The 22775-nt window shown below is 69.4% G+C and carries 21 protein-coding genes; 14 read left to right on the plus strand and 7 right to left on the minus strand.

The window, feature by feature from the left end:
* Window positions 1-6 precede the first annotated feature (6 nt).
* On the plus strand, window positions 7-1536 hold the full coding sequence (locus tag HPO96_RS31260; RefSeq protein ID WP_171677983.1) for an acyl-CoA carboxylase subunit beta: 1530 nt from the start codon (window positions 7-9) through the stop codon (window positions 1534-1536).
* On the opposite strand, the gene HPO96_RS31265 is transcribed toward HPO96_RS31260, so the two are convergent.
* The 3 genes from HPO96_RS31265 to HPO96_RS39320 all read right to left on the minus strand — a co-directional run bounded on the left by HPO96_RS31265 (window position 1533) and on the right by HPO96_RS39320 (window position 2269).
* On the minus strand, window positions 1533-1724 hold the full coding sequence (locus HPO96_RS31265) for a hypothetical protein (protein WP_171677984.1): 192 nt from the start codon (window positions 1722-1724) through the stop codon (window positions 1533-1535). The genes HPO96_RS31260 and HPO96_RS31265 overlap by 4 nt on opposite strands.
* Before the next feature lie 90 nt (window positions 1725-1814).
* Window positions 1815-2144: a phosphotransferase gene (locus HPO96_RS31270; protein WP_337796897.1), complete on the minus strand. Its 330-nt coding sequence runs from the start codon at window positions 2142-2144 to the stop codon at window positions 1815-1817.
* Window positions 2138-2269, minus strand: coding sequence for a hypothetical protein (locus tag HPO96_RS39320; protein WP_272954742.1), 132 nt, complete (start codon window positions 2267-2269; stop codon window positions 2138-2140). Before HPO96_RS39320 ends, HPO96_RS31270 begins: the two co-directional genes overlap by 7 nt.
* Before the next feature lie 23 nt (window positions 2270-2292).
* On the opposite strand from HPO96_RS39320, the gene HPO96_RS31275 reads away from it, so the two are divergent.
* The gene (locus HPO96_RS31275; RefSeq protein WP_337796884.1) at window positions 2293-3042 is read left to right on the plus strand and encodes an HpcH/HpaI aldolase family protein; all 750 of its coding nucleotides are present in this window, start codon (window positions 2293-2295) and stop codon (window positions 3040-3042) included.
* On the opposite strand, the gene HPO96_RS31280 is transcribed toward HPO96_RS31275, so the two are convergent.
* A complete protein-coding gene (locus HPO96_RS31280; RefSeq protein WP_171677986.1) occupies window positions 3039-4034 on the minus strand; it encodes a CobW family GTP-binding protein in 996 nt (331 codons plus the stop codon). The two genes, HPO96_RS31275 and HPO96_RS31280, sit on opposite strands and share 4 nt — an antisense overlap.
* A gap of 178 nt (window positions 4035-4212) precedes the next feature.
* Between HPO96_RS31280 and HPO96_RS31285 the strand changes: the two genes are divergently transcribed.
* The 7 genes from HPO96_RS31285 (at window position 4213) to HPO96_RS31315 (ending at window position 10837) form a co-directional block, all read left to right on the plus strand.
* Window positions 4213-5097: a helix-turn-helix domain-containing protein gene (locus tag HPO96_RS31285; protein WP_171677987.1), complete on the plus strand. Its 885-nt coding sequence runs from the start codon at window positions 4213-4215 to the stop codon at window positions 5095-5097.
* A gap of 104 nt (window positions 5098-5201) precedes the next feature.
* The gene (locus HPO96_RS31290) at window positions 5202-6590 is read left to right on the plus strand and encodes a proprotein convertase P-domain-containing protein (protein WP_171677988.1); all 1389 of its coding nucleotides are present in this window, start codon (window positions 5202-5204) and stop codon (window positions 6588-6590) included.
* 98 nt (window positions 6591-6688) lie between these two features.
* Window positions 6689-7393: a DUF4129 domain-containing protein gene (locus HPO96_RS31295; RefSeq protein ID WP_238355688.1), complete on the plus strand. Its 705-nt coding sequence runs from the start codon at window positions 6689-6691 to the stop codon at window positions 7391-7393.
* On the plus strand, window positions 7390-7974 hold the full coding sequence (locus tag HPO96_RS31300) for a hypothetical protein (RefSeq protein WP_238355689.1): 585 nt from the start codon (window positions 7390-7392) through the stop codon (window positions 7972-7974). Before HPO96_RS31295 ends, HPO96_RS31300 begins: the two co-directional genes overlap by 4 nt.
* A gap of 6 nt (window positions 7975-7980) precedes the next feature.
* Window positions 7981-8973 (plus strand): AAA family ATPase, encoded by a 993-nt coding sequence (locus HPO96_RS31305; protein WP_337796885.1) that lies wholly within the window; start codon window positions 7981-7983, stop codon window positions 8971-8973.
* A gap of 14 nt (window positions 8974-8987) precedes the next feature.
* The gene (locus tag HPO96_RS31310) at window positions 8988-10292 is read left to right on the plus strand and encodes a DUF58 domain-containing protein (RefSeq protein ID WP_171677989.1); all 1305 of its coding nucleotides are present in this window, start codon (window positions 8988-8990) and stop codon (window positions 10290-10292) included.
* Window positions 10289-10837, plus strand: coding sequence for a hypothetical protein (locus tag HPO96_RS31315; RefSeq protein WP_171677990.1), 549 nt, complete (start codon window positions 10289-10291; stop codon window positions 10835-10837). Before HPO96_RS31310 ends, HPO96_RS31315 begins: the two co-directional genes overlap by 4 nt.
* Before the next feature lie 2 nt (window positions 10838-10839).
* Here the strand turns inward: HPO96_RS31315 and HPO96_RS31320 are convergent, their stop codons facing one another.
* Both HPO96_RS31320 and HPO96_RS31325 read right to left on the minus strand, forming a co-directional pair.
* Window positions 10840-11385, minus strand: a complete 546-nt coding sequence (locus HPO96_RS31320; RefSeq protein ID WP_171677991.1) for a TetR/AcrR family transcriptional regulator — start codon at window positions 11383-11385, stop codon at window positions 10840-10842.
* Between the two features lie 56 nt (window positions 11386-11441).
* Entirely contained in the window at window positions 11442-13046 is a 1605-nt protein-coding gene (locus tag HPO96_RS31325) for a peptidoglycan-binding protein (protein ID WP_171677992.1), read from the minus strand.
* A 210-nt stretch (window positions 13047-13256) separates the two neighbouring features.
* On the opposite strand from HPO96_RS31325, the gene HPO96_RS31330 reads away from it, so the two are divergent.
* The gene (locus HPO96_RS31330) at window positions 13257-14672 is read left to right on the plus strand and encodes an MFS transporter (RefSeq protein ID WP_171677993.1); all 1416 of its coding nucleotides are present in this window, start codon (window positions 13257-13259) and stop codon (window positions 14670-14672) included.
* On the opposite strand, the gene HPO96_RS31335 is transcribed toward HPO96_RS31330, so the two are convergent.
* Entirely contained in the window at window positions 14658-17852 is a 3195-nt protein-coding gene (locus HPO96_RS31335) for a glycoside hydrolase domain-containing protein (protein WP_171677994.1), read from the minus strand. The two genes, HPO96_RS31330 and HPO96_RS31335, sit on opposite strands and share 15 nt — an antisense overlap.
* A 132-nt stretch (window positions 17853-17984) precedes the next feature.
* On the opposite strand from HPO96_RS31335, the gene HPO96_RS31340 reads away from it, so the two are divergent.
* Genes HPO96_RS31340 through HPO96_RS31355 form a run of 4 tightly spaced genes read left to right on the plus strand, consistent with a single transcriptional unit; the run spans window position 17985 to window position 22699 of the window.
* Window positions 17985-18311 carry an MmcQ/YjbR family DNA-binding protein gene (locus HPO96_RS31340; RefSeq protein ID WP_171677995.1) on the plus strand — a complete coding sequence of 109 codons (327 nt, stop codon included), beginning with the start codon at window positions 17985-17987 and terminating at the stop codon, window positions 18309-18311.
* Window positions 18312-18352: 41 nt separating this feature from the next.
* Window positions 18353-20041: a DUF885 domain-containing protein gene (locus HPO96_RS38625; protein WP_337796886.1), complete on the plus strand. Its 1689-nt coding sequence runs from the start codon at window positions 18353-18355 to the stop codon at window positions 20039-20041.
* Window positions 20038-21228 (plus strand): Maf family nucleotide pyrophosphatase, encoded by a 1191-nt coding sequence (locus tag HPO96_RS39760; RefSeq protein ID WP_171677996.1) that lies wholly within the window; start codon window positions 20038-20040, stop codon window positions 21226-21228. The genes HPO96_RS38625 and HPO96_RS39760 overlap by 4 nt, the downstream gene beginning before the upstream one ends.
* Window positions 21221-22699, plus strand: coding sequence for an insulinase family protein (locus HPO96_RS31355; protein WP_171677997.1), 1479 nt, complete (start codon window positions 21221-21223; stop codon window positions 22697-22699). Before HPO96_RS39760 ends, HPO96_RS31355 begins: the two co-directional genes overlap by 8 nt.
* The last annotated feature ends 76 nt before the right edge of the window (window positions 22700-22775 follow it).

A 22775-nucleotide genomic window follows, 5' to 3' on the forward strand; every position in this document is an offset into this window, starting at 1 on the left:
GGCCGCATGAGCCGGGATCACTGGACAGAGGTCAAGGTCGCCCGCGAGGCGACACTCACCCCGCCGGAGAAGGCGAAGGCCAAACTCGACAGTCAGCACAAGCTGTACGTCCGCGACCGGATCGCGCTGCTCGTCGACGAGGGCTCCTTCGTCGAGGAGGCGCAGCTCGCCAACGCGCTGAAGGCGGGCCTCCCGGCGGACGGCGTCGTCACCGGGCGCGCCCTGGTCGACGGCCGGCCGGCCCTGATCGTGGCCAACGACCCGACCGTCAAGGCGGGCTCGTGGGGCGCCCGGACGGTCGAGAAGATCGTCCGGATCACCGAGATCGCGCTCCGCGACGAGCTGCCGATCTTCTGGCTGATCGACTCCGCGGGCGCCCGGATCACCGACCAGGTCGAGCTGTTCCCGGGCCGCCGCGGCGCCGGGCGGATCTTCCACAACCAGGTCGCGCTGTCCGGCAAGGTGCCGCAGATCTGCTGCCTGTTCGGCCCGTCCGCGGCCGGCGGCGCGTACATTCCGGCGTTCTGCGACATCGTGATCATGGTCGACGGCAACGCCTCGATGTACCTGGGCTCACCGCGGATGGCCGAGATGGTCGTCGGCGAGAAGGTGACGCTGGAGGAGATGGGCGGCGCCCGGATGCACACCAGCGTCTCCGGCTGCGGCGACCTGCTCGCGTCCGACGACACCGAGGCGATCGAGCTGGCCCGCCAGTACTTCTCCTACCTCCCCGGCTCCTGGCGGCACCGACCCCCGGCGTACGACGCCGCCCCGCCCGGCCGCGATTTCACCCGCGACCTGGTCCCGGCCGAGGAGAGCGTCGGGTTCGACATCCACGACGTGATCGACGCGGTCACCGATGCGGACAGCTTCTTCGAGATCAAACCGACGTACGCGCCGGAGCTGGTCGTCGGCTTCGGCCTGTTGGCCGGACAGGTGGTCGGCATCGTCGCGAACCAGCCGGCCGTCAAGGGCGGCGTCCTGTTCGTCGACTCCGCCGACAAGGCGGCCCGGTTCATCTGGCTGTGCGACGCGTTCAACGTCCCGCTGATCTACCTCTGCGATGTGCCGGGCTTCATGATCGGCAGCGAGGTCGAGCGGGCCGGCATCATCCGGCACGGCGCGAAGATGATCACCGCGGTCTCGGAGGCGACCGTCCCGACCGTCTCGGTGGTCGTCCGCAAGGCCTACGGCGCCGGCCTCTACGCGATGTGCGGCCCCGGTTTCCAGCCGGACGCCTGTATCGCGCTGCCGACCGCGAAGATCGCGGTGATGGGCCCCGAGGCGGCCATCAACGCCGTCTACTACAACAAGATCCAGGAGATCGCCGACGAGACCGAGCGGGTCGAGTACGTCTCGAAACTCCGCGAGGAGTACGAGACCGATATCGACATCCTCCGCCTGGCCGCCGACCTCGTGATCGACGCCATCGTCGAGCCCGAAGACCTCCGCACCGACCTGATCGCCCGCCTGGGCGCCGCCCAGACCAAGGACCGGCACTTCTCCACCCGCCGGCACGGCGTCCCGCCGGTTTAGGTCAGCTGGGCAGTCAAGTACGTCGCCAGCCCCGTCCGCCAGCCGATCGCCCGTGGCTGGAGGGCGGGGTCGAGCTCTTCCCACTCCTCGAAGTCGCCACTCGCGAACCACCCGATCGCCCCGGTCAGCCCATACAGATCCACGGTCGGGCCGCGGTCGCCGTACGTCGCGTAGAACGCTGGCGGCAATTGCTCCGACCGGTCGACCAGATAGAGTTGCTCCTCCAGCGCCGCGATCTCCGCCGCCGGATCGCCGATCTCCGGGTCGCACCAGTCGATCTACTGTGCGGAATCCGCGCTGACGATAATGTTCGCGGGGTTCACATCGAAGTGCAGCAGCACTGCCGGATGCCGAAGCTCCGCCGCCAGCTCATCGATCAGCGCATGCACTCGCGGCAGCCCCGGCACGACCGCAGGCAGATGCTCGGCCAGATAGCGCTCGTCGACGGCCAGTTGCTCGTGCAATGCCTGCACCCGGTCCGCCGGCGCCGGCTCGACCATCCCCGCCGGGAGATCCGATGCCGGGATCGCATGCAGCCGCTGGAACGCCCTCCCGACTGCTCGCCAGGTGCCGTCGGTCGCGCGCCCCTCGCGGACGACGGTCAGCAGCGGCGGTTGTCGGCGAGGGTGGCGACGACGATCGTGTGGTCGAAGCCGTGGCCGCTGATCGGCGTCGTTTCGCGGACGGCGGGGAGGCCGGCGGCTGCGACCAGTTCGCGGAGGAGGGCGTCCATGCGACGCAAGATACGGTGATCCGGTGACCTTCGCGCAGCAATTACGGGACCGGGAACAGCTCGTCGGCTACTGGATCACGATGGATGCGCCGCCGGCGACCGAGCGGATCGCTCGGGCCGGGTACGACTATGTCGTGCTCGACGGCCAGCATGGGTTGATCGGGTACGAAGGCCTGCTGAACGGGCTGCTCGCGATCGATGCGGGTGGGTCGACCGGGTTGGTGCGGGTCGAGGCCAATGACCCGACGCCGATCGGACGGGCGCTGGATGCCGGTGCGGCCGGGGTGATCGTGCCGTTGATCGACACTGCGGACGACGTTGCGCTCGCGGTGCGCGCTGCGAAGTATCCGCCGGTCGGACGGCGTTCGTTCGGGCCGATGCGGTCGGCGTTGCGGTTCGGGCCGGAGCCGGCCAAGGCGAACGCGGAGACCGTCGTGCTGGCGATGATCGAGACCGCGCAGGCGCTGGCGAACGTTGAGGCCATCTGCGCGACGCCGCAGCTGGATGGCCTGTACGTCGGTCCGGTCGACCTGAGCCTGGCGCTCGGGGCCCGCTACCCGGGTGACCCGGAGATCGCGGACGCGTTCGAGGACGCCGTCGCCCGGATCGCGGCGGCGGCCGCCACAGCAGGCATTGCGGCCGGCATCCACACGTTTGACGGTGAGAATGCCAACCGCCGCCTCAAGCAGGGCTACAGCTTCGCCACGGTCTCCTCCGACCTGAGCCACCTAGAGGCGATCGCTGCCGAACACCTCCGGGTAGCGCGCGGCTAGAGCACTCCTGCGAACGGGTCTTCCAGCTGCTCCCAGTCCATACTGGCCAGCTCGGACTCCGTGAGTAGACAGGCGTCGAGCACCGACTGCAGCTTCGCAGGGTCAAGACCCATGCCAGTAGCCACCACAGTGCACTCAGCCAGGTGTTCGGTGTCCGCCCACTCGCCCAGTGTGCCCAGCGACGCGCTGTAACCCGCCGACTCCCAGCGGACGCGTTGCGTCGGCCGGTTCGCCAGCCAGACCACACCGCGACTGCGGACGACGCCGTCCACGATGTCCTCGAGCGCATCGTTCAGCCGGGCCGGGTGCAGTGGCCTGGTCGACCGCCACAGGACTGTGGTCACGCCGTCCGCGCTCGGCTGTAGCCGGTCGGACGCAGCGAGGTCACCCGCCCACGCCTCGGCCGCCTCGAAGTCGAAGCGCCCGGTCCGCGCGACCGGCCCGCCCGGTACGCCGACTGGGTCGGCCGCGACGACCGTCGTCCGCGGGTTGAGGTGCACCAGCAGGTTCTGCAGGCGCTCCGGCGCTTTGGCGCGGTGGGCGTTGGCCAGCACGCAGACGTCGGCGTACTCGATCTGGCGCGCCGTCAGCTCGGCCACGTTGCGCCGATCCGGCAGGCCGAGCGCCAGACCGCGCTCATCGAGCAGTTCGTCACCGGACAGCTGCTCCACGAGCAGTACGGCGTCGACCACGCAGGTGACGGTGTCGACGACCACCTCCGGCAGGAGCGCGACCAGACTGCTCGCGAGCGGCCGCGCCTCCATCGCAGGCGGCGCCGACAGGACGATGTGGTCCCAGTGCCCGCGGGCGACCAGCGTCTCCAGCAGTGGCAGCAGGGACTCGATCAGCTGACACGCGCCGCAGTCGTCGGCCACGGTGAACTCACCGGAGTCGATCGGCCCGGAGGCGTCCAGGACGCGCCAGTTCAGCACGCCGCGCGCCTGGAGGTCGTCCTGATCGACCACCACGGCCACGGTTCCGGCGTCGATCATTGCCTCCAGCACTGGTTGCCGCAGTGTCGTCGACAACCCGCACAACAGAGAGAGGAGCGGTCATGGCATCGAGTATATGAAAATGGTTTTCATCAGCACAACTCCAGTCCGTTGTCCTGTTAACAGTTAAGCGCGTGAACCCTGGTCGCGCACGGCCAGTCGTGTCTAGGGTCCAGCCATGGGTGAGCGCGAGTTTGCCGACGTGCTGCGCGCGGCCATCCAGGCGCGTGGCCTAGGCCTGGAACGGATCCGCGAACGCCTGCTGGTGCAGGGCGTCTCGGTCAGCATGGCGACCCTCAGCTACTGGCAGTCCGGCCGTTCCCGCCCTGAACGGCGGGGCTCGCTCGCCGCGATCGCCGTCCTCGAAGAGGTGCTGGAGGTCCCGGCCGGCACGCTCTCCGCGTCGCTGGGCCCGCCACGCCCGCGTGGTCGCTGGCTGAGCACCGTCCCGGACCGCCCGGATGTCGCTGCGTACTGGCCGCGCCCGGATGCAGTCGAATCGGCCGTCAGCGAGGTCGACATCCACTGGGACGAACGCCTCACCCGCATCAGCCAGCACGACCGCGTGTCGATCGGTGCGGACCGCGGTGAGCATTCGTACCACTCCCGCCAAGTACTACGGGCCGAAGCCGACGGCCCGGACCGCTGGGTCGTGATCATGCACCTCGACGAGCATGACCGTCCGCTGCCCGTCATCCGACCGCTCCGGCACTGCTCCCTCGGCCGGACCGTACGCCGTCCCGCGGACGGCCTGCTCGTCGCAGAGCTGCTCTTCGACCGCCCGCTGCGTAAGGGCGAGACGATCATCACCGAACACGAGCTGGTCAACGTTGCGCCCTATCCGCCCGCGACGAACTACGAGCGCAAGTTCCGGCTGCCAGTGCGTGAGTTCGTCCTGGAGGTCTGTTTCGACCCGGACGTGCTGCCCGCGACCTGTACGGCGTTCTCCCAGCTGGACGACGGCGCCGAACAGGCCCGCGCGGTCGACGTGGCGTCCGAGGTGCACGTTGTCGTCCTCAACTTCGGCCCCGGGCGGCTCGGTTTCCGCTGGGCCTGGGTGTGAACTGTTAACGCCGGACTCTTAACTGTGAAAGGCGTTCCGGCAATTTTCACCCGCTTGTTGCACTCCTACGGTCAGGGCACCCGTCCCAACCCGAGGAGTGCACCATGCGAAGGAAATTCATAGCGGCGGTTCTGCTGAGCGGAGCCCTGCTTGTCGCACCCGTCCGCGCCGACGCTGAACCCCCTCCGGATTCTGCCGGTTTCGCCGGTCGCTGGATCGAGAACGGCCGGCTGAAGATCGCAGTCACCACGGACGCCGCCGCTGCGCGGGTGCGAGCCGCCGGTGCGACCCCGCAGTACGTGCAGCGCGACCAGCAGCAGCTCGACCAGCTGATGGCGAAGGTCGACAAGATCGCCCGCCAGCAGAGCAACCTGCGCAGCTGGGGTATCGACCCGATCAGCAACCAGGTCGTCGTCAAGGCGGTCGGCGGGTCGGACGCCTTTCGCGGAACCGACGGCGTCCGGGTGGAGTCGGTCAGAACGAAGTTCCAGCAGCAGGCCGGTGAGGTGAACCCGGGTGACGGTTGGTGGCCGGGTAGCGAGACCTACTGCTCGGTGGGTTTCCCCGCCACCGATGCGCAGGGCAACAAGCATTTCCTGACCGCCGGCCACTGCACCAACGATGCGAACCAGGCGGCGTACGGCGCGATCAGCCAGGCCAACCGCCTCGGTACGTCCAACGTCGGCGGCAGTCGCAGCATCAACGCCCGCGAAGGGGACATGGGTGTCGTCGCGGTCACCGAGACCGGCTGGACGACGTCGGCCAAGGTCAACACCTACGGTTCGCCCGCTGTGACGGTCACCGGCGCCGCTGACGCGATCGTCGGCGAGACGGTCTGCCACTCCGGCAACACTGCGCCGAACTGGGAATGCGGGACGGTCAGCGCCGTCAACCAGACCATCAACTACGGCAACGTGGTGGTTGAAGGCCTGACGACGACTAGTGCGTGCTCGCAGGGTGGCGACTCCGGTGGCGCCTGGCTGCGCGGTGACAAGGCTGTTGGCCTGCACTCCGGCGGCAACTCGTCCTGTGTGACCGGCGATCAGGACAACTCGATCTTCCAGCCGGTCAGCGAGGCGCTGGCCAAATGGAACCTCACCCTGCTCACCGGAACCGGCGACCCGGATCCGGACCCCGACCCGGAGCCCGGCCCGCGCACCTTCGCCAACCCGACCGACTACCCGATCCGGGACTTCCAGGTCGCGGTCAGCACGGTGAAGTCGACCGCTGCCGGCCGCACGGCCAGTCCGCTCAAGGTGACGGTCGAGGGCAACCACACCTGCCTCGAAGACCTGAACATCAGCCTGGTCTCGCCGAGCGGCCGCTGGTACTACCTGCAGCGGTACGGCGGCAGTACGTGTCACCCGCTGCCGGCCACCAAGACCTACAGCGTCCCGGCGGACGAGACCGCAGCCGGCACCTGGACGCTGCGGATCGGTGACAACGGGCCCGGCGACATCGGAACGCTGACCGGTTGGTCGATCACCGTCTGACCAGCTGAGGTGGGCCTCTCGCGGGGGAGGGGCCCACCTATTGGCACAAAGAGGAAACGCTTACCGCCACCCGCCCCTTAATCGGTTAGCCTGCCCAGATGCCGATCCAACGCCGGGGCACCTGGGTGCTGGTGGCCGTGCTGCTCCTCGGAGTCGCCGGTGCCGGTTTCGTCGTCCTCGCCTCGGCAGGCGGCTCGGTCCGGCCGCTCAGTGACAGCACGCTGACGCCGAAGCCCGGCCCGGACCGTTCAGTGGAGGTCATCACCCCGCCGCCGCATCCGTCGGTCACACCGCCGCCGGAGCGGAACCAGGAGACCCGCGAAACTCCGGAGTGGATCCAGGGCCTGTTCGAGGCCCTCGTTTACGTCATTGCGGCTGCCGTCGCGGCGCTGATCGGCCTGCTGCTCTACCGCGTCCTGCGCAGGGTCAAGCTGCCGGACGCTCCGCCTCCGGATCCGGACTGGGAGCGCGTGGCGACTGAGAAGCTCGCCGAGGCGATTGACTCCGGCCTCGCGCTGATCGACACCGGCCATGCGACCGACGCGGTGATCGCCTGCTGGGTTGCGCTCGAGCAGGCCGCGGCTTCGGCCGGTGTGACTCGCGACCCGGCCGAGACGCCGACCGAGTTCACTGTGCGCGTGCTGGGCGTCGAGGGCGTTTCCGAGCCCGATCTGACTCGGCTGGGCGCGCTCTACCGCGAAGCGCGCTACTCCACGCACGGCTCGACCGAAGAGTCCCGGAGCGAAGCCCGCGCGGCCCTCCTGCGGCTGCGGGCGGAGCTGGCGGCGGTGGTGCCGGAATGACGTCGTACAAGTGGACGCCGCTGGAGGACGACGAGCGGACGCCGCAGCCCAAGGTCCGGTCGATGCGGCTGAACAAGATCATCGTCCAGTACGTCGGCGGCATCGTCGTGCTCAGTCTGCTGCTCGTCGCCATCTTCGGTGCGGCCGGGATGGCGCCGCGGCCGCTGTGGTTCGTGGCGACGGCGCTCGCGATCGGCTTCGGTGCGGTCGCGCTGCGGTTGATCGCTCCGCAGCTCCTGCTGACGAACTGGCCTGCGCGGCACGACGAGGAGCTGGCGGCCAAGCGGGGCCGAAACAGCGACAACCGGACGCAGTTCCTGGCCACCTGGCTGCAGGAGTCCAGCCGGGAGCGGCGGGCCGGTGAAGGCTCCCAGACCTTCGTACGCCGAATCCAGCCGCTGTTGCTGGAGCTGACGACCGACCGGCTTGTGCACCGGCACGGCGTCGACCCGGCGGTAGAGCCCGAGCGGGCCCGGGAGATCGCCGGCGAGCAGCTGTGGGAGCTGGTCACGGCAGACGAGAAGCGCACTGCGAGCCTCAGCGAGATCGAGGCCGCGATCCAGACCATCGAGAACCTGTGAGGAACTGTGACCGACTCTGTGACCGCCACCTCGACGACGGAGCTCTCGCCGGCCGACGTGTCGGAGCTGAGCCAGCAGGTGTTGGCCCGCGTGGGTCAGGCGGTCGTCGGCAAGGCTGAGGCGCTGGAGCTGGTCCTGGCCGGCATGCTGGCCGGCGGCCACGTCCTGCTGGAGGATTACCCCGGCCTGGCCAAGACCCTGGCTGCCCGCTCGTTTGCGCAGGCGCTGGGGCTGGAGTTCCGCCGCGTGCAGTTCACCCCGGACCTGCTGCCCTCCGATGTCACCGGCGCCTTCGTGTACGACCAGAAGGACTCCGAGTTCGTCTTCCGGCCGGGGCCCATCTTCACCGGCCTGCTGCTGGCCGACGAGATCAACCGCACGCCACCGAAGACCCAGGCCGCCCTGCTGGAGTCGATGCAGGAGCATCAGGTGACGGTCGAGGGGCAGACCTTCCCACTGCCCGTGCCGTTCCATGTCCTCGCCACTGCGAACCCGGTTGAGTACGAAGGCACCTATCCGCTGCCCGAGGCCCAGCTCGACCGCTTCATGCTGCGCATCGGTTTCGGCTACCCAACTGCGGCAGAGGAGTGGGAGGTCCTCCGACGCCGGATGAGCCGCCGCACTGAAGACCAGAAAGTAGAGGCGGTTACCGACGCGGCCGGTCTGCTCGCAGCACAGCGGGCCATCGAGACAGTGACCGTTGACGACACCGTCGGCCAGTACTGCGTCGACCTTGCCGCTGCAACGCGTCGGGACTCGCAGGTCCTGGTCGGTGCGTCGCCGCGTGGCTCACTCGCACTGCTGCTGGCGGCCCGCGCATACGCCGTGATCAAGGGCCGGGACTACGTCGTCCCGGAGGACGTGAAGGCGGTCGCCGTACCGGCGCTGGCACACCGGATCACTGTGCGGCCCGAGCTCTGGCTGCACGAAGTGACCGGCGCGACTGTGGTGCGCACAGTCCTCGGCGCGGTACCGACTCCGCCCACCGTGGCGCGTTGATCCGGGGGCACGACGTGAGTTGGCAGCCGACCCATGCGCAGGTTCGCGCGATCTGTGTGGCCGCAGTACTGCTGCTGGTGGCGGTTATCGCGCGGCGGCCGGACGCCGCGGTCATCGGGCTGCCCTTCGCATTTATCGCGGTCTGGGGCCGGTTCTTCCGGCCGCGCGCGCAGCCTGCGGTCGAGAGCGAGCTGGATGCAGACGTGCTGTTCGAAGGGCAGGCAACGACGTACCGGCTTCGAGTGGCCGGGGTTGCCGACCCTGACGTCGACCTGATCGTTGCGGCGTTGCCGCGGTCGCAGTGGTTCGACTACGCGCCGGCGCAGGCAGCGATCGCCGAGCAGGTGCACAACGGCGATGCCGTGCAGCTGGAGGTCGGCGTCCGGTCGAAGCGCTGGGGGCAGCGAGCCCTGGAGCGGCCGACGGTAGCGGCCACCTCGGTGCTCGGCGCGTACCGGACGCAGGTGACCTCGACCAATGCGCTCGGCGTGACGACGCTGCCACTACGTGAGGGGTTCGAGGCCGTTGACTCGGTACCGCGGCCGGCTGGGCTCGTCGGCCTGCACCGATCCCGGCGTCCGGGGGAAGGGACCGAGCTGGCTGGTGTGCGGCCGTTCCGAACCGGGGACCGGCTGCGGCGGATCAACTGGGCAGTGTCAGCGCGCACGCGCGAGCTGCATGTCACCTCGACCTGGTCGGACCGCGACACCGAGGTGGTGATCCTGCTCGACACCGGCGGCGAGATCGGTATCAGCGAAGGTATCGACGGCCGATCGAGCAGTCTGGACACCGCAGTCCGTGCTGCGGCCGCAGTGGCCGAGCACTACCTGCGGCATGGTGACCGGGTCCGACTGATCGACACCGGCGGCCTGATCCGCGGCGTCCGCTCCGGCAGCGGCCGCGGGCACCTGCGCCGGATCCTGGATGCGCTGGTGCACGCCGATCGCCGCGGCCGGCAGCAAGACCCGGAGCAGCTCGCACAGCGGAACCGCATCCGCTCCGACAGCCTTGTCATCGTGCTCAGCCCGCTGCTGCGCTCCGTCGTCCTCGGGTACGTCGTCACCCTCGTGCAGTCCGGCTGCACAGTGATCGCCGTGGACACCCTGCCGCCGGACATCGGCGACATCGTGGACGTCGAGGAGCACGACGCCCGCTCCTGGCCGCTGGCCTGGCGGCTCCGCCTCCTCGAGCGCCGCCGGGAACTCGACCGGCTCGGCGACCTCGGCGTACCGACCGTGCCCTGGCGTGGCCCAGGCACTCTCGACGAGGTACTCCGAGACGCCGCCCGGCTCGCCTCCGCACCGAGGATCCGCTCATGAGCGTTGCCGAACGACTCACCTTGTGGCTGGCGCAGCTGCGTGCGGCCGGCCGCACGATCGTGCTGTCCCGGCTGCTGATCGCGATCGCCGGCACGGTGGCGATCGTGCTGCCGGGAGCGTTGCCATGGGATCAGCTCGACCTGATCCCGATCCTGGCCGTTCCGTTGCTGATAGCCACGATTGCGATCCCGGACTCGCTGACCGCGCTCCTGTTCGTGCTGACGGTGCTCATCGGCTGGCTGATGCGGGCCCCGGCAGAGCTGGGCTGGGGTGTGGTGGTGACCGGGATCGCCCTGCTGCTGGTGCATCTGGCGACGGCCTTCACCGCGCAGCTGCCGTCGTACGTCCGCGTCGGGCGCAAGGCGCTACGACGCTGGCTGGCGCCGGCGGTGATCGCCGTGCTGATCGGCCCGGTGGTCGCGGTCGCGGCGGCGCTCGTGCGTGGCGCCGACGTACCGGGGTCGCTGCTGGTGACGGTCGGCGCGCTGGTGCTGGCGACCGTCACGGTCTGGTTCGCCGCCGGCCAGCGGCTTGGGGAGGACTGACCTCAGATTTCGCCGGTGAAGGTGCCGGCGATCTCCTCGGCCCAGCCGGCCGGGAAGGCATCCGGGCCGGTCACATTCATCGCCGACATCACGGTCAGCAGCATGCCGGTCGCGAAGAACTCCCGGACCTCTGTCGGTGAGGCCCCGGTCGCCTCGCGGACCAGCTCGTAGATGCTGCCGAAACCCTCCCGGACGACGGCGCCGATGGTCGGGTCCGAGCTGGCCGCGAAGCCTTGGAGGAGCACGAGCAGAACCTCGCGCTCCTCCGACAGCTTCGTGTACCCGCGGGCCAGGCTGGCCAGCTCCGGCGATTCGGCCGCCGCCTCGGCGAAGACCTGTTTGATCCGGTCGCAGACCGACCGCACCGCGGCCAGGAACAGCTGCTGTTTGGTGCCGAAGAGCCGGATGACGTACGGCTGCGAGACGCCGGCGAGCCGGGCGATCTCATCGGTCTTGGTGCCCTCGTAGCCCGAGGAGCCGAAGGCGACCACGGCGGCCCGCAGCACCTCCTCGCCCCGCTCGGCCGCTGTCAGCCGCACCTTCGTCATCGTCACTCCTCCGCTGATCGCCTGAGCCTATGTTATCAGTCGATGCATACTTTCGATCAGCGATGCCGATCCAGGTACTGCGCCTGGTACAGCGACGGCGGGAACAGGCCGGGCCGGTTCGCCCCCTCGATGAACCCGGCCGGGTTCGGGAACGGGCCGTCGCCGGTGATCACGCCCTTGCCGCCGATCGCGTAGTTCTGCGCGGTCGGCGGCTTCTGGACGACGAGCCGCGCCGTCCCGACGTCGCAGTTCCAGCCGACCGAGTGCGACGTCGCCCAGCCGTGGCCGGTGCCGTAGTCGCCCCGGTTGTAGATGCCCAGCACGAGATCGACCTTCGGCGCGATATCGCGGTGGTTGTCCCAGAGCAGGCCCTGGCTCCACCGGCGGTGGCCCTCGCTGGAGGCGAGCGCGCCCTCCGACGTACCGCGCAGGAAGACGATGCCCGACGCGCTGCTCGCGCCGTTCGAGATGAACGCGTGCCGGGCCTTGGTGGCATAGCAGTCCACGAACAGGATCTGCTGGCTGAACGCCTCCGAGTTGAAGTTGTAGCGCAGGCCGCCGGTGACGACGGACGCCGGATCCAGCGCCTTGCAGTTCCGGACGGTGACCCGGGTGGCCTCGGTGGTCTCGACACCGGCCTTCGCGAAGTGCAGGAACGTGCTGTCCCGGACCCAGGCGTCCTCGACCTGCCGGACCTTCACACCGACCCAGGCGTGGGCCTCGTCGACATCCGGATCGCCCGCGAACTGGATGTCGATCCGCAGGTTCTCGACACCGACGTCGGTCACCAGGCCGGCGCGGTCCCAGACATACAGGTACGACTGCGACCGCGCGCGGCGCAGGTGCTCGAAGAGCGGGACGTCGACGGTCACGGTGTTGCCGCGGATCGACTTGATATGGCGGTTGTAGGTGATCGGCTGGCTGTCGACGACCCAGCCGGCGTCCTTCGCGGTGCCGCCGTAGTCGACCGATGCCAGCCAGGCCTCGGTGCACGGGTGGATCAGGATGATGTTGTCGCCGCGCTTCAGCCCGCTCGCGTCGGCCACCTCGAACGACTTCGCCCCGACCTGGACCCAGTCGCTGGTGATATCCGTCCGGGTGCCGGGAACCTCACCGCGCCAGCCCGTGCTCACCGAGCCGCCGAGGACGACGACGTCCCGGGAGACCGGCGTGTTGCCGGTGGCCTGGATGATCGTGTGCTTGGCCGGGTCGGCGCCGTCGCCGGAGCCGCGCAGGACGACGCCGGAGCGGTTCACCCGGAGCGTGCCCGCCACCGGGTAGTTGCCGGGAGCAAGCAGTACGGCGCCGCGGAAGCCGTTCCGGTCCGGGGTGCGGGCGCCGACCTCGTCGATCGCGGCCTGGAGGTGCGCGGTGTTGTCCCCCGCGACCGGGCGGACGGTCGTGGCCGTCCGTACGTGCGGGATCGGGCTGTCGCCGTACTTGTAGCCGGCATAGCTGAAATCGGGGATCCGGTTGCCCTCGGCGTCGGCGGCGTAGACCAGCCGGTAGCGCGAGTCGTAGCGGACCTTCTCCGACTGCCAGAGCCGGCTGGTCCCGGACGCGGCGGCGGCCTGGTTCAGGCCCAGGGAGCCGAGCGCGGCGGCCCCGGCCACCGCGCCGCCGGCGCCGAGCACGCTGCGTCGACTGAAGAGGTTCGTCATCGAGCACCTTCCTGAGGGCGGAATCAGGAGGTCATCATGCGGCCCGTCGCGAGGTGCTGGCAAGCGTTTACCGAGCAATCTGAACCGATTCCCGTCAGGCGGAACTCGCGGCAATCTCGGCCCATTTCGAGGTGCGCTTGACAAGTTATCAGTCGATGCATACTTTGGTGATCGAGCTTGTTATCAGTGAATTACAACAAGGAGTTGACGATGACTTCGACCGCTCTCGAGGAGCCGGCAGTCGCCGCGCCCGGCCGTCGGTACGGGTTGGGCGCCGTGCTGGCCGCGGTGGGGATCCCGACCTTCATGGTCACGCTGGACAACCTGGTCGTGACGAACGCGCTGCCGGTGATCAAGACCGAGCTGGGCGCCTCGCTGTCCGACCTGCAGTGGTTCGTGAACGCCTACTCGCTGTCCTTCGCCGCGCTGCTGCTGACCGCGGCCGCGCTCGGCGACCGGCTCGGCCGCCGCCGGCTGTTCCTGGCCGGAATCGCACTGTTCACGCTGGCCTCCGCGGCCTGCGCGCTGGCTACCGAACCGTGGATGCTGATCGGCGCCCGGGCGATTCAGGGCGTTGGCGCGGCCGCGGTGATGCCGTTGTCGCTGACGCTGCTGGCCGGCGCCGTACCGGAGAAGCAGCGCAGTGCTGCCATCGGCGTCTGGGGTGGCATCTCCGGGCTCGGTGTGGCGGTCGGCCCGGTTGTCGGCGGCGCAGTGGTCGACGGCCTCAACTGGCAGTGGATCTTCTGGCTGAACGTGCCAGTCGGTGTGGTCGCCGTCGTACTGGCTGCGCGGGTGCTGTCTGAGTCGTACGGCGTCAAGCAGCGGCTGGACCTGCTTGGCCTGCTGCTGTCTAGCACTGGGGTGCTCGGGATCGTCTGGGGCGTGGTGCACGGTGCTGACGACGGTTGGACGTCGGCCGGCGTGCTCGGCTCGCTGATCGCCGGAGTCGTCCTGCTGGCCGCGTTTGTCGGTTGGGAGCGCCGTACGCCGACGCCGATGCTGCCGATGCGGCTGTACCGCGTCCGCTCGTTCAGCGTCGTGAACGCGGTCTGGTTCACGTTCTCGCTCGGTGTCTTCGGTTCGGTGTTCCTGCTGGCGCAGTTCTTCCAGGTGGTGCAGGGCTACAGCCCACTGGAGTCCGGCGTCCGCACGATGCCGTGGACGATGGCGCCGATGGTGGTCGCGCCGATCGCCGGCCTCCTGGTCGACCGGGTCGGACCGCGGCTGCTGGTCGTGACCGGACAGGTGCTGCTGCTGATCGGGCTCGCCTGGATCGCGCTCGTCACTACAGCCGACGTTGCCTACCGTGAGTACGTCGTCGCATTCGTCCTGGCCGGCATCGGGATGGGCCTCACTTTCGCGCCACTGGCAAGTGTCGTGATGGGCGAGATGCCGGACGCCGACCGTGGCGTCGCGTCCGGCACGAACAACACCATCCGCGAGATCGGCGTCGCAATGGGTGTCGCCGTCCTGGCATCGGTCTTCGCCTCGGCCGGCTCCTACGAGAACCCGATCCGGTTCGTCGACGGCCTGGTACCCGCAGTCTGGGTCGGCGCCGCCGCCGTAGCCGTCGGCGCCGCCCTCGCTCTCCTTCTCCCCGGCCGCCGGTCAGTGCACCGTTAGCTCGGCCAGTTGCATGCGGTAGTCGCTGGCGGGGCCGGGATCGAGTTTGGTCCCGGCCACCCGCACGTAGCGGGATGTGGTGGTTGTGAAGGTCAGCTGCACCGGCTGGAGCGGCTGTGGTTGTGCAGTGCGGCTGGCGACCGTCGTCCAGGTGTTCCCGTCCGGCGAGACCTGGATGGTGTAGTCGATCGGGAAGCCGGCCTGTAGATCGGTCCGCGGCGCCAGCGTGACCTGGCTGATCCGGCTGGCGCCGCCCAGGTCGACAGTGGCTGAGGCGGCGCCGTTGGCCGGGCTGGCCTCGCTGCTCCATCCCATCGAGTAGCCGAGGTTGGAGGTGGTGATGCCATCCGTCAGCGCACTGCGCCGCCAGCCGTTGTCCAGATACTCCGAGGACGTCGATGCCGTCACCGGTCGCCCGGCTGCGTAGTTGCCGCCAGCAACCTCCAGCTCGGCCAGCTGCATCCGGTAGGCGCCGAATGGGTCCTTCCGCAGACTGGTGCCCGTGACTCGTATATAGCGCACCTGTTGGGCGGCGAAGTCCACTGACTGCGCGGCCTGCGCAGCGCCGGTGCGGTTGGCGACCGCTGTCCACGCACTGCCGTTCACGGAGACCTCAACGGTGTAGTCGACCGGGAAACCGGCTGCGGAGTCAGTGCGCGGGTAGAGGTCCACCCGGCCGGCCGAGACTGCCTTACCGAGGTCCACAGTCACAGTCTCCGTGTGGTTGACCGAAGTGTTCGCGTCACTGCTCCAGCCGTTGCTCTGCGCGGAGGAGCCACGGTTGCCGTCCGTCAGCGCGGCCTTGCTCCACCCGTCGGCCTCGTACGAGCTGGACGCCGTCACGGTGCCGCCAGCGGCCGGATTGATGCCTGGGTTGATCCGGACGTTGTCGAAACGGGAGGCGGTTCCGCCTGTGACCAGACCGGCTGATCCGGCGGAGTAGAAGTCGTCGGTGACGGTGATCAGCGGGGTTGTCGTCGTCCCGGCGTACACGCGGAGCTTGGTGCCTTCGGCGATCAGACGCAGATGCGTCCACTGCCCTGCTCGGTAGCCGGGGATGGCGGCCTTGCCGAGCGTGGTGCCGCCGCGATACAGGAAGACCGCGCCGTTGTTGCGGATCGCGGCCAAGTAGCCCGTCTGGTAGTCGGTGCCGTTGATGCTGCGAAGTGTGACGCCGGCCCAGTTGTCTTCGCGGCCGCCGGTTGCGGTGATCCGCAGGTCGGCGTCGACGACGGCGTCCCGGTACTTGCGGCCTTCGACGGCTGCGGCGGCGGTGATCCAGTCGCCGACGTACGACTGCACCAGCTCGCCGTTCTGGACGCTCCACTGGCCACCGGGTTTGTTGACCTCTCGGTTCACGCCGAACCGGAAGTTGTCGGCGCCGGCCGCGAAGTCGTCACTGAACGCCGCACTGGCGCTGTCGTCCGGTGCGGTGGACGCAATCGCCTTCAGGAGTTGCTTGTGCCGATCGGTCACGGTCGCGCCGGACCGGTCGTACACCGAGAAGTCGGTGACGGTGGACTCCGCGATCGCCTGGGCGGTCAGCGGCTTCGTCTTGGCCAGCAGTGCCAACAGCTCGAAGTCCTCCTGGCCGTCGCGCTGGGCCTCGCCGCGGATGCTGTCGTAGACGTCGTACGCCGCCTTGTTGGGCCGGACGATGTAGTTGTCACCGCTCTGCGGCTCGTTGAATGTGTCGTAGACCCGGCTGTTGTCGCCGGTCGAGCGGTGCCAGTAGTTCCAACCCCAGTGCAGGAAGCCCTTGCCGCCGATCTTCCAGACCAGCCAGGGCAGCAGGCGGGTCTTGGCCAGCGGCTCACCGATCAGCCGGTTCATGTGCCGGTGCTGCGGGACCATGCACGTGTAGAGCCACAGCTCCTTGCCGTCCCGGCGGGCCTGCTGCCAGTAGCCGGCGTGGTCCTCGTAGTTCTCGGTGTACGGCGTCATCGTAGTGATGTTCTCGGCGGCGTCCGGGAGGAACGTGTAGCCGTGCGCCTCGTTCGTCAGCGGCTCGGGGAAGTAGTCGTCGTAGACGTCGTACAGCCAGCGTGCGGCGATTGCCTGGTTCTGGTGGGTCGGCTCGTCCAGCGCGCTCATGTAGAACCGGTCGGTCCAGCCTTTGGCGTCCAGGTGCGCCTTGAGCGCCGGAAAGACCTTGCGCAGGTACGCCGTGCTCTCGGCGGTGTTCGGCTGCACCAGCTCTTTCGTGGTGACTCCGTTGACGTTCTTCAGCATCTCCAGCCGGGGAGCGTCCGGGGCGCCCTCCAGCAGCGTCGGCGTGTAGAGGTACTGCATCGCGCCGGAGTCCACGAACAGCTGGACGAACCGGTCGAAGTGCGTCCAGTCGAAGGTGTAGTTGCCGGCTGCGTCGATCGTCGTACCGGGGATGAGCAGGGCCTGGAAGTCGACGTATACGACGTTGTTGCGCTGCTTGGCCTGCAGCTTGGCGAAGTTGCCGATCACCCGCCACCAGTTCGGTGAGTACGCCGCTGCGTTGTCGTACTGGAACGGGATGGCTCGTTCGGTGCCGGTGTAGTCCCAGCCGACAGAGGTGAACCAGTTGTTCATTTTGAACTCGGACTGGTTGGCCGGCGGCACAGTCACGTCGTGCACGGTCAGCCGGACCGGAACGGTGATGTCACCGGCGCTGTTCCGCACGACGACCGAACCGGTGTAGAGACCTGGTGCCTGCCCGGCCGGCACGCTGACGCCGTAGTGGAAGGCCTGCGTGTAGTTGGCGGCGACCTCGACCGCGGTGTTATCGACGAGGGCGTCGTAGTAGTTGCGGCTGCCGTCGGGCGGCAGATGCGGGTCCTGCAGGCGGATCTCGTCTTGGGCGACCAGGACGTTCGGGTGGTTGTACTGGCGGCGGACGGTGATCGCGCTAGCCGCCAGCTGTGCGCCGTTGGGGCCGGTCAGCGCCTGCGGCGTACCCAGCTGGACGCCCGTGAGCCGGCTGTCCGGCCGGATCAGCACCTGGGCGCCCTCGGCCTCACCGCGGGCGGCGTCCAGGTCGATGGCGGCTGTCGCGCCGGCTGGTCGGGCGGATGACGAGAAGACGTGGTCGGCGTTGTTCACCACCCAGACAACCGGTGGGGCTGCGCCGGCCGGCAGGGCCTGCTGGGCGCCGAGTAGGGACAGGACGACGACGCCGACGGCCGTCAGTAGGCCGGGAGGTTTCATCGGACACTCCTCACTGTTCAATAATGCTTACAGTGCGAGCGATGCGCGCAGCTAACAACGGTTTTCGCGGTTGTCGAAGGTGCTGACCGGAACCGGTCGAACGACGCTCCCCGGGTTTGAGAAGGTGTTACCGTGCTGGACGCTGACGACGTACGACGGATCGCGCTGACCTTCCCGGAGACCGTGGAGAAGAAGCGGTGGGGGCATCCGACGTTCGACGTGGCCGGGCGGATGTTCCTGACCGTTCCGGACGACCAGACGTCGTTCGCGGTCCGGTGTCCGCGGCTGGAGCGGGATGAGTTGATCCTGGCCGAGCCGGACAAGTTCTGGGTGCCGCGGCACGAGGCCGGGTCGAACTGGGTGCGCGCCCGGCTGGCCGCGCTGGAGGACGACGCGGAGCTGCGCGACATCCTGCTCGACTCGTGGCGGCAGGTCGCGCCGTCCGAACTCGTCGATTAACCACCTGAGGCGGGATCCCGGGCCGGGGTAGGGTCGGCCGGGTGACCGACAGCGCGCCGAACAGCCCGATCGACCAGCTTTCCGAGCGGTACCTCGAGGACTACGTCACCCTGGAGCCGATCGAGGCGACGTTCATCGGGATCCCGGGCCATGACCACGAGTTCCCCGACTTCAGTCCGGGCGGTTTCGACGGGCTGGCCGAGCTGGCCCGGGTGGCCGTCGCCGAGACCACGGAGATCGAGCCGGGCAGCCCGCGCGAGGAGGTCGCCCGGGACGCGTTCGTCGAGCGGCTCGGCCTGATCGGGGCGAGCCACGAGGCCGGCGTACCGCAGCATCAGCTGAACGCGATCTCGTCGGTTCCGGCGCATATCCGCAAGGTGTTCGACCTGATGCCGACCGCGACCCAGGAGAACTGGGAGACGATCGCGATCCGGCTCAACCAAGTCGGTACGGCGCTCGACCAGTACCGCGGGACGCTGCTCGAGCAGGCCGGCCGCGGTCGCGTCTCCGCGCTGCGCCAGGTCGAGGATCTGGCCGGCCGGATCGCCGGCTGGACCGATCCGAACGGCGACAACTTCTTCGGCGGGCTGGCCGCGCAGGCGCCGGACGGCCCGGTGAAACCGACCGTCGAGGCCGCGGCGGCGTCCGCGGCGAAGGCCTTCGCGGAGTTCGGCGGCTGGCTGACGGCGGAGCTCGCGCCGCGCGCTCCGCAGCGGGACGCCTGCGGCCGCGAGGTGTACGAGCTGGCCTCGCGGAACTTCCTCGGCGCGACCGTCGACCTCGACGAGACCTACGCCTGGGGCTGGCAGGAGCTGGCCCGGATCGAGGGCGAGATGGCCGCGATCGCCGCCGAGCTGAACGGCGGAGACCGCAACATCCAGGCCGCGGCCGCGCTGCTGGACGCCGATCCGGCGCGCAAGATCCGCGGTAAGGAAGCCTTCCGGGAGTGGATGCAGGAGCTGTCCGACACCGCCGTCGCGGAGCTTGCCGGCCGGCACTTCGACATCCCGGAGTCGATCCGCACGCTGGACTGCCGGATCGCGCCGACGTCCGACGGGTCGATCTACTACACGCCCCCGAGTGAGGATCTGACCAGCCGGCGCGGCGCCATGTGGTGGGCCGTGCCGAACGGGATCGAGGACTTCGCCACCTGGCGTGAGGTCACGACGGTCTACCACGAGGGCGTCCCGGGGCATCACCTCCAGTGCGCGCAGACGATCCTTCGCGGCGATCTGCTGAACCGCTGGCAGCGGGTCGGCTGCTGGGTCTCCGGGCACGGCGAGGGCTGGGCCCTGTACGCCGAACGTCTGATGGACGAGCTCGGCTACCTGGACGACCCGGGCAGCCGCTTCGGCATGCTGGACGCGCAGGGCTTCCGCGCCGCGCGCGTCATCGTCGACATCGGGATGCATCTGGAGCTGGAGATCCCGAAGGACAATCCGTTCGGCTGGCGACCGGGGGAGCGGTGGAACGCCGACCTCGGATTCGAGTTCCTGCGGGCGCACGCCGGGCTGGAGACCGAGTTCCTGAAGGCCGAGCTGAACCGGTACCTCGGGTGGCCGGGCCAGGCGCCGTCGTACAAGGTCGGTGAGCGGATCTGGCTGCAGGCGCGGGAGGAGGCCAAGCAGCGCAAGGGGTCCGGGTTCGACCTGCGGCAGTTTCACTCCGACGCGCTGAACCTCGGCTCGCTCGGCTTGGACCCGCTGCGCCGGGCGCTGGCGAAGCTGTGAGGTTCGTACTCGCGTCGCAGTCGCCGGCGCGCCTCCAGACCCTGCGCAACGCCGGGATCGAGCCCGAGGTGATCGTCTCCGGTGTCGACGAGGACAACGTCACCGCCGAGAGCCCGGCCGAGCTGGCCCGGCTGCTGGCCGCGCTGAAGGCGCGTGCCGTCGTCGCCACCCTCGACGAGCACGCGACCGTCCTCGGCTGCGACTCCGTTCTCGAGATCGACGGCGTCGCTTACGGCAAACCCGGCACGCCGGAGGTCGCCCGCGAACGCCTCCGCGCGATGCGCGGCCAGGTCGGCATCCTGCACACCGGCCACACCCTCATCGACACCGAATCCAAACAAGAGATCCGCGAACTGGCCTCCACCAAGGTCTACTTCGCCGACCTCACCGACGCCGAGATCGACGCCTACGTCGCCACCGGCGAACCCCTCGTCGTCGCCGGCTCCTTCACCGTCGACGGCCTCGGCGGCGCCTACGTCACTCGCATCGAAGGCGACCACCACAACGTCGTCGGCCTCTCCCTCCCCCTCCTCCGCACCCTGCTCGCCACCGTAGGCATCCCCTGGCACGCCCTCTGGACCCCACGCAAGACCCGCCTCACCTACGACCGAACCGAAGCCGCCCGCTACGACGAAACCCGCGGCGGCGAACCCCGCGCCCAAGCCGCCGCGCAGGCGGTCCACGCGCTCCTGCCCACTGGAACCAACCGAGTGCTGGAGTTGGCGGTGGGGACCGGGATTGTGGGGGCGGAGCTTGTTGCCCTCGGCCACCTTGTGCACGGGTTCGATTTGTCGGCGGACATGTTGCGGCATGCGAAGGTGCGGCTGCCGGGGCATGTGGCGGTTGGGGACGCCGGGGTGCTGCCGGTGGGGGATCGGCGGGTGGATGCGGTGGTCGCGGTGTGGCTGTTGCATCTGGTCGACGACAGTGAGGTGGTGTTGGGGGAGGTAGCCCGGGTGTTGCGGCCGGGTGGGGTTTTCGTGACGACCGTGGAGAAGACGGAGGCGAGCCGGTTCGCGGACGGGCGCGGGCCGAACGAAGTGCGGTCGCAGGACGGGCTGACGCGGTTGGTCGCGCGGGCGGCGGCGTACGGGCTGGTGCTGGACGGCGCGACGTCGTTCGTCGGGCCGGGGCGCGGTGCGGGCGCCGAGCCGGTGTATCCGGTCGTAAGATTCCGGCGTGCCTGAGTACCTCGACGGCGTCCGGGTGCTGCGGCATCCGAGTACGCAGACCCACACCGAAGCCACGCTGACGTTCGCCGTCGGCGCGCGGGACGAGACGCTGCGGACGATCGGCGTCGCGCACGCGCTCGAACACCTTGTGATGAGCACCGTCCGCCGGATGCCGATCGAGATGAACGCCGAGGTCGACGTGCTGACGACGTCGTTCATGGCCGCCGGCTCACCCGAGCGCGTCGGCGAGTTCCTCGAACAGGTCTGCCGCAGCCTCACCAACCCGCCCGTCGACCGGCTCGCGCTGGAGGCCGGCGTCCTCGCCGCGGAGGACGGCCACGCGGCCCACCCGGTCGTCGCGCTGCTGTTGTACGTGAAGTACGGCGCCCAAGGCCCCGGCCTGGCCTGGCTGGAGGGCCCTGGGTACGACGGCCTCACCGCCGACCACGTCACCGCGCTGACCGCCCGCTGGTACGTGAAGTCGAACGCCGTCCTGCAGGTCACCGGCCCGCTCCCCGACACCCTCCGCTTCGAGCTGCCCGCGGACGCCGTACCCCAGCGCTCCTACCCGGCCGGACGAACGTTCCCCAGCCGCACCGTCATCGAGTACGCCATCCCGGCCGCCGGCGTCCTGCTCACGCTGCCGCCCGAGGACGCCGTCCGCCGCTCCTCCCTGGCCGCCGAGATCCTCCGCCAGCGGATCGAGGAGCAGTGCCGGCACGTCGGCGGCCACAGCTACGAGGTCGGCGGCGACTCCGTCTCCAGCACCTCCGGCGCGGCCGACTTCATCGTGTACGCCGAGGCCCGCGAAGGCACCGAGGAGTCCGTCGCCCGCGCCGTCGTCGACAGCCTGCTCGACCTCGCCGCGAACGGCCCGACCGACGAGGAGCTCAACTACCAGGTCGACCGCTACCTCGAGCGCCTGAAGACCGAGCCCGAAGGTCTCCGGCACGAGTACAACAACCTCTTGGGCAGCCTGTTCGGCGAGCCCGAGGTCGAGCCGTTCGACGTCGACCAGCTGCGCGCCCTGACCCCACAAGACATCGCCGCCCTGCTCGCCGACGCGCTACCCACCGCCCTCGCCTACACCCCCGAGGACACCGCCGCCATCTGGGAGCCCTTCGGCTTCACCCGCGGCTCCTCCTGCCCCGTCACCACCGACCTCCCCGCCGGCCGCACCTTCAAGCCCCCGCTCTTCGCCCGCGCCGTCATCAAGGACGCCCGCACCATGCGCTGGGTCCGCACCGACGACGCCCTCGCCCTCCGCGACGAGGACGGCGTCCACCAGATCCGCTGGGACGAAGTAGCCGGCATCATGCGCGGCTCCGCCGACAACCCCACCATCGTCTTCGGCGCCAACGGCTGCTCGATCCCCATCTCCACCGCCATGTTCGCCGCCGCCGACACCCTCCTCACCGAACTCGAACAACGCGTCCCCGCCGAGCTCTGGTACGACGAGTCGAGGCTGCAACCCGGGTCGGACTGAACGTGGGATGAACTGTTGGCGAGAGCCACCTCGACCGGGCCTCGACGACCCGTGCTGATGTGAGGCTGGCGGCACA

The organism is Kribbella sandramycini (assembly GCF_013131805.1).
GTDB classification, from domain to species: Bacteria; Actinomycetota; Actinomycetes; order Propionibacteriales; family Kribbellaceae; genus Kribbella; species Kribbella sandramycini.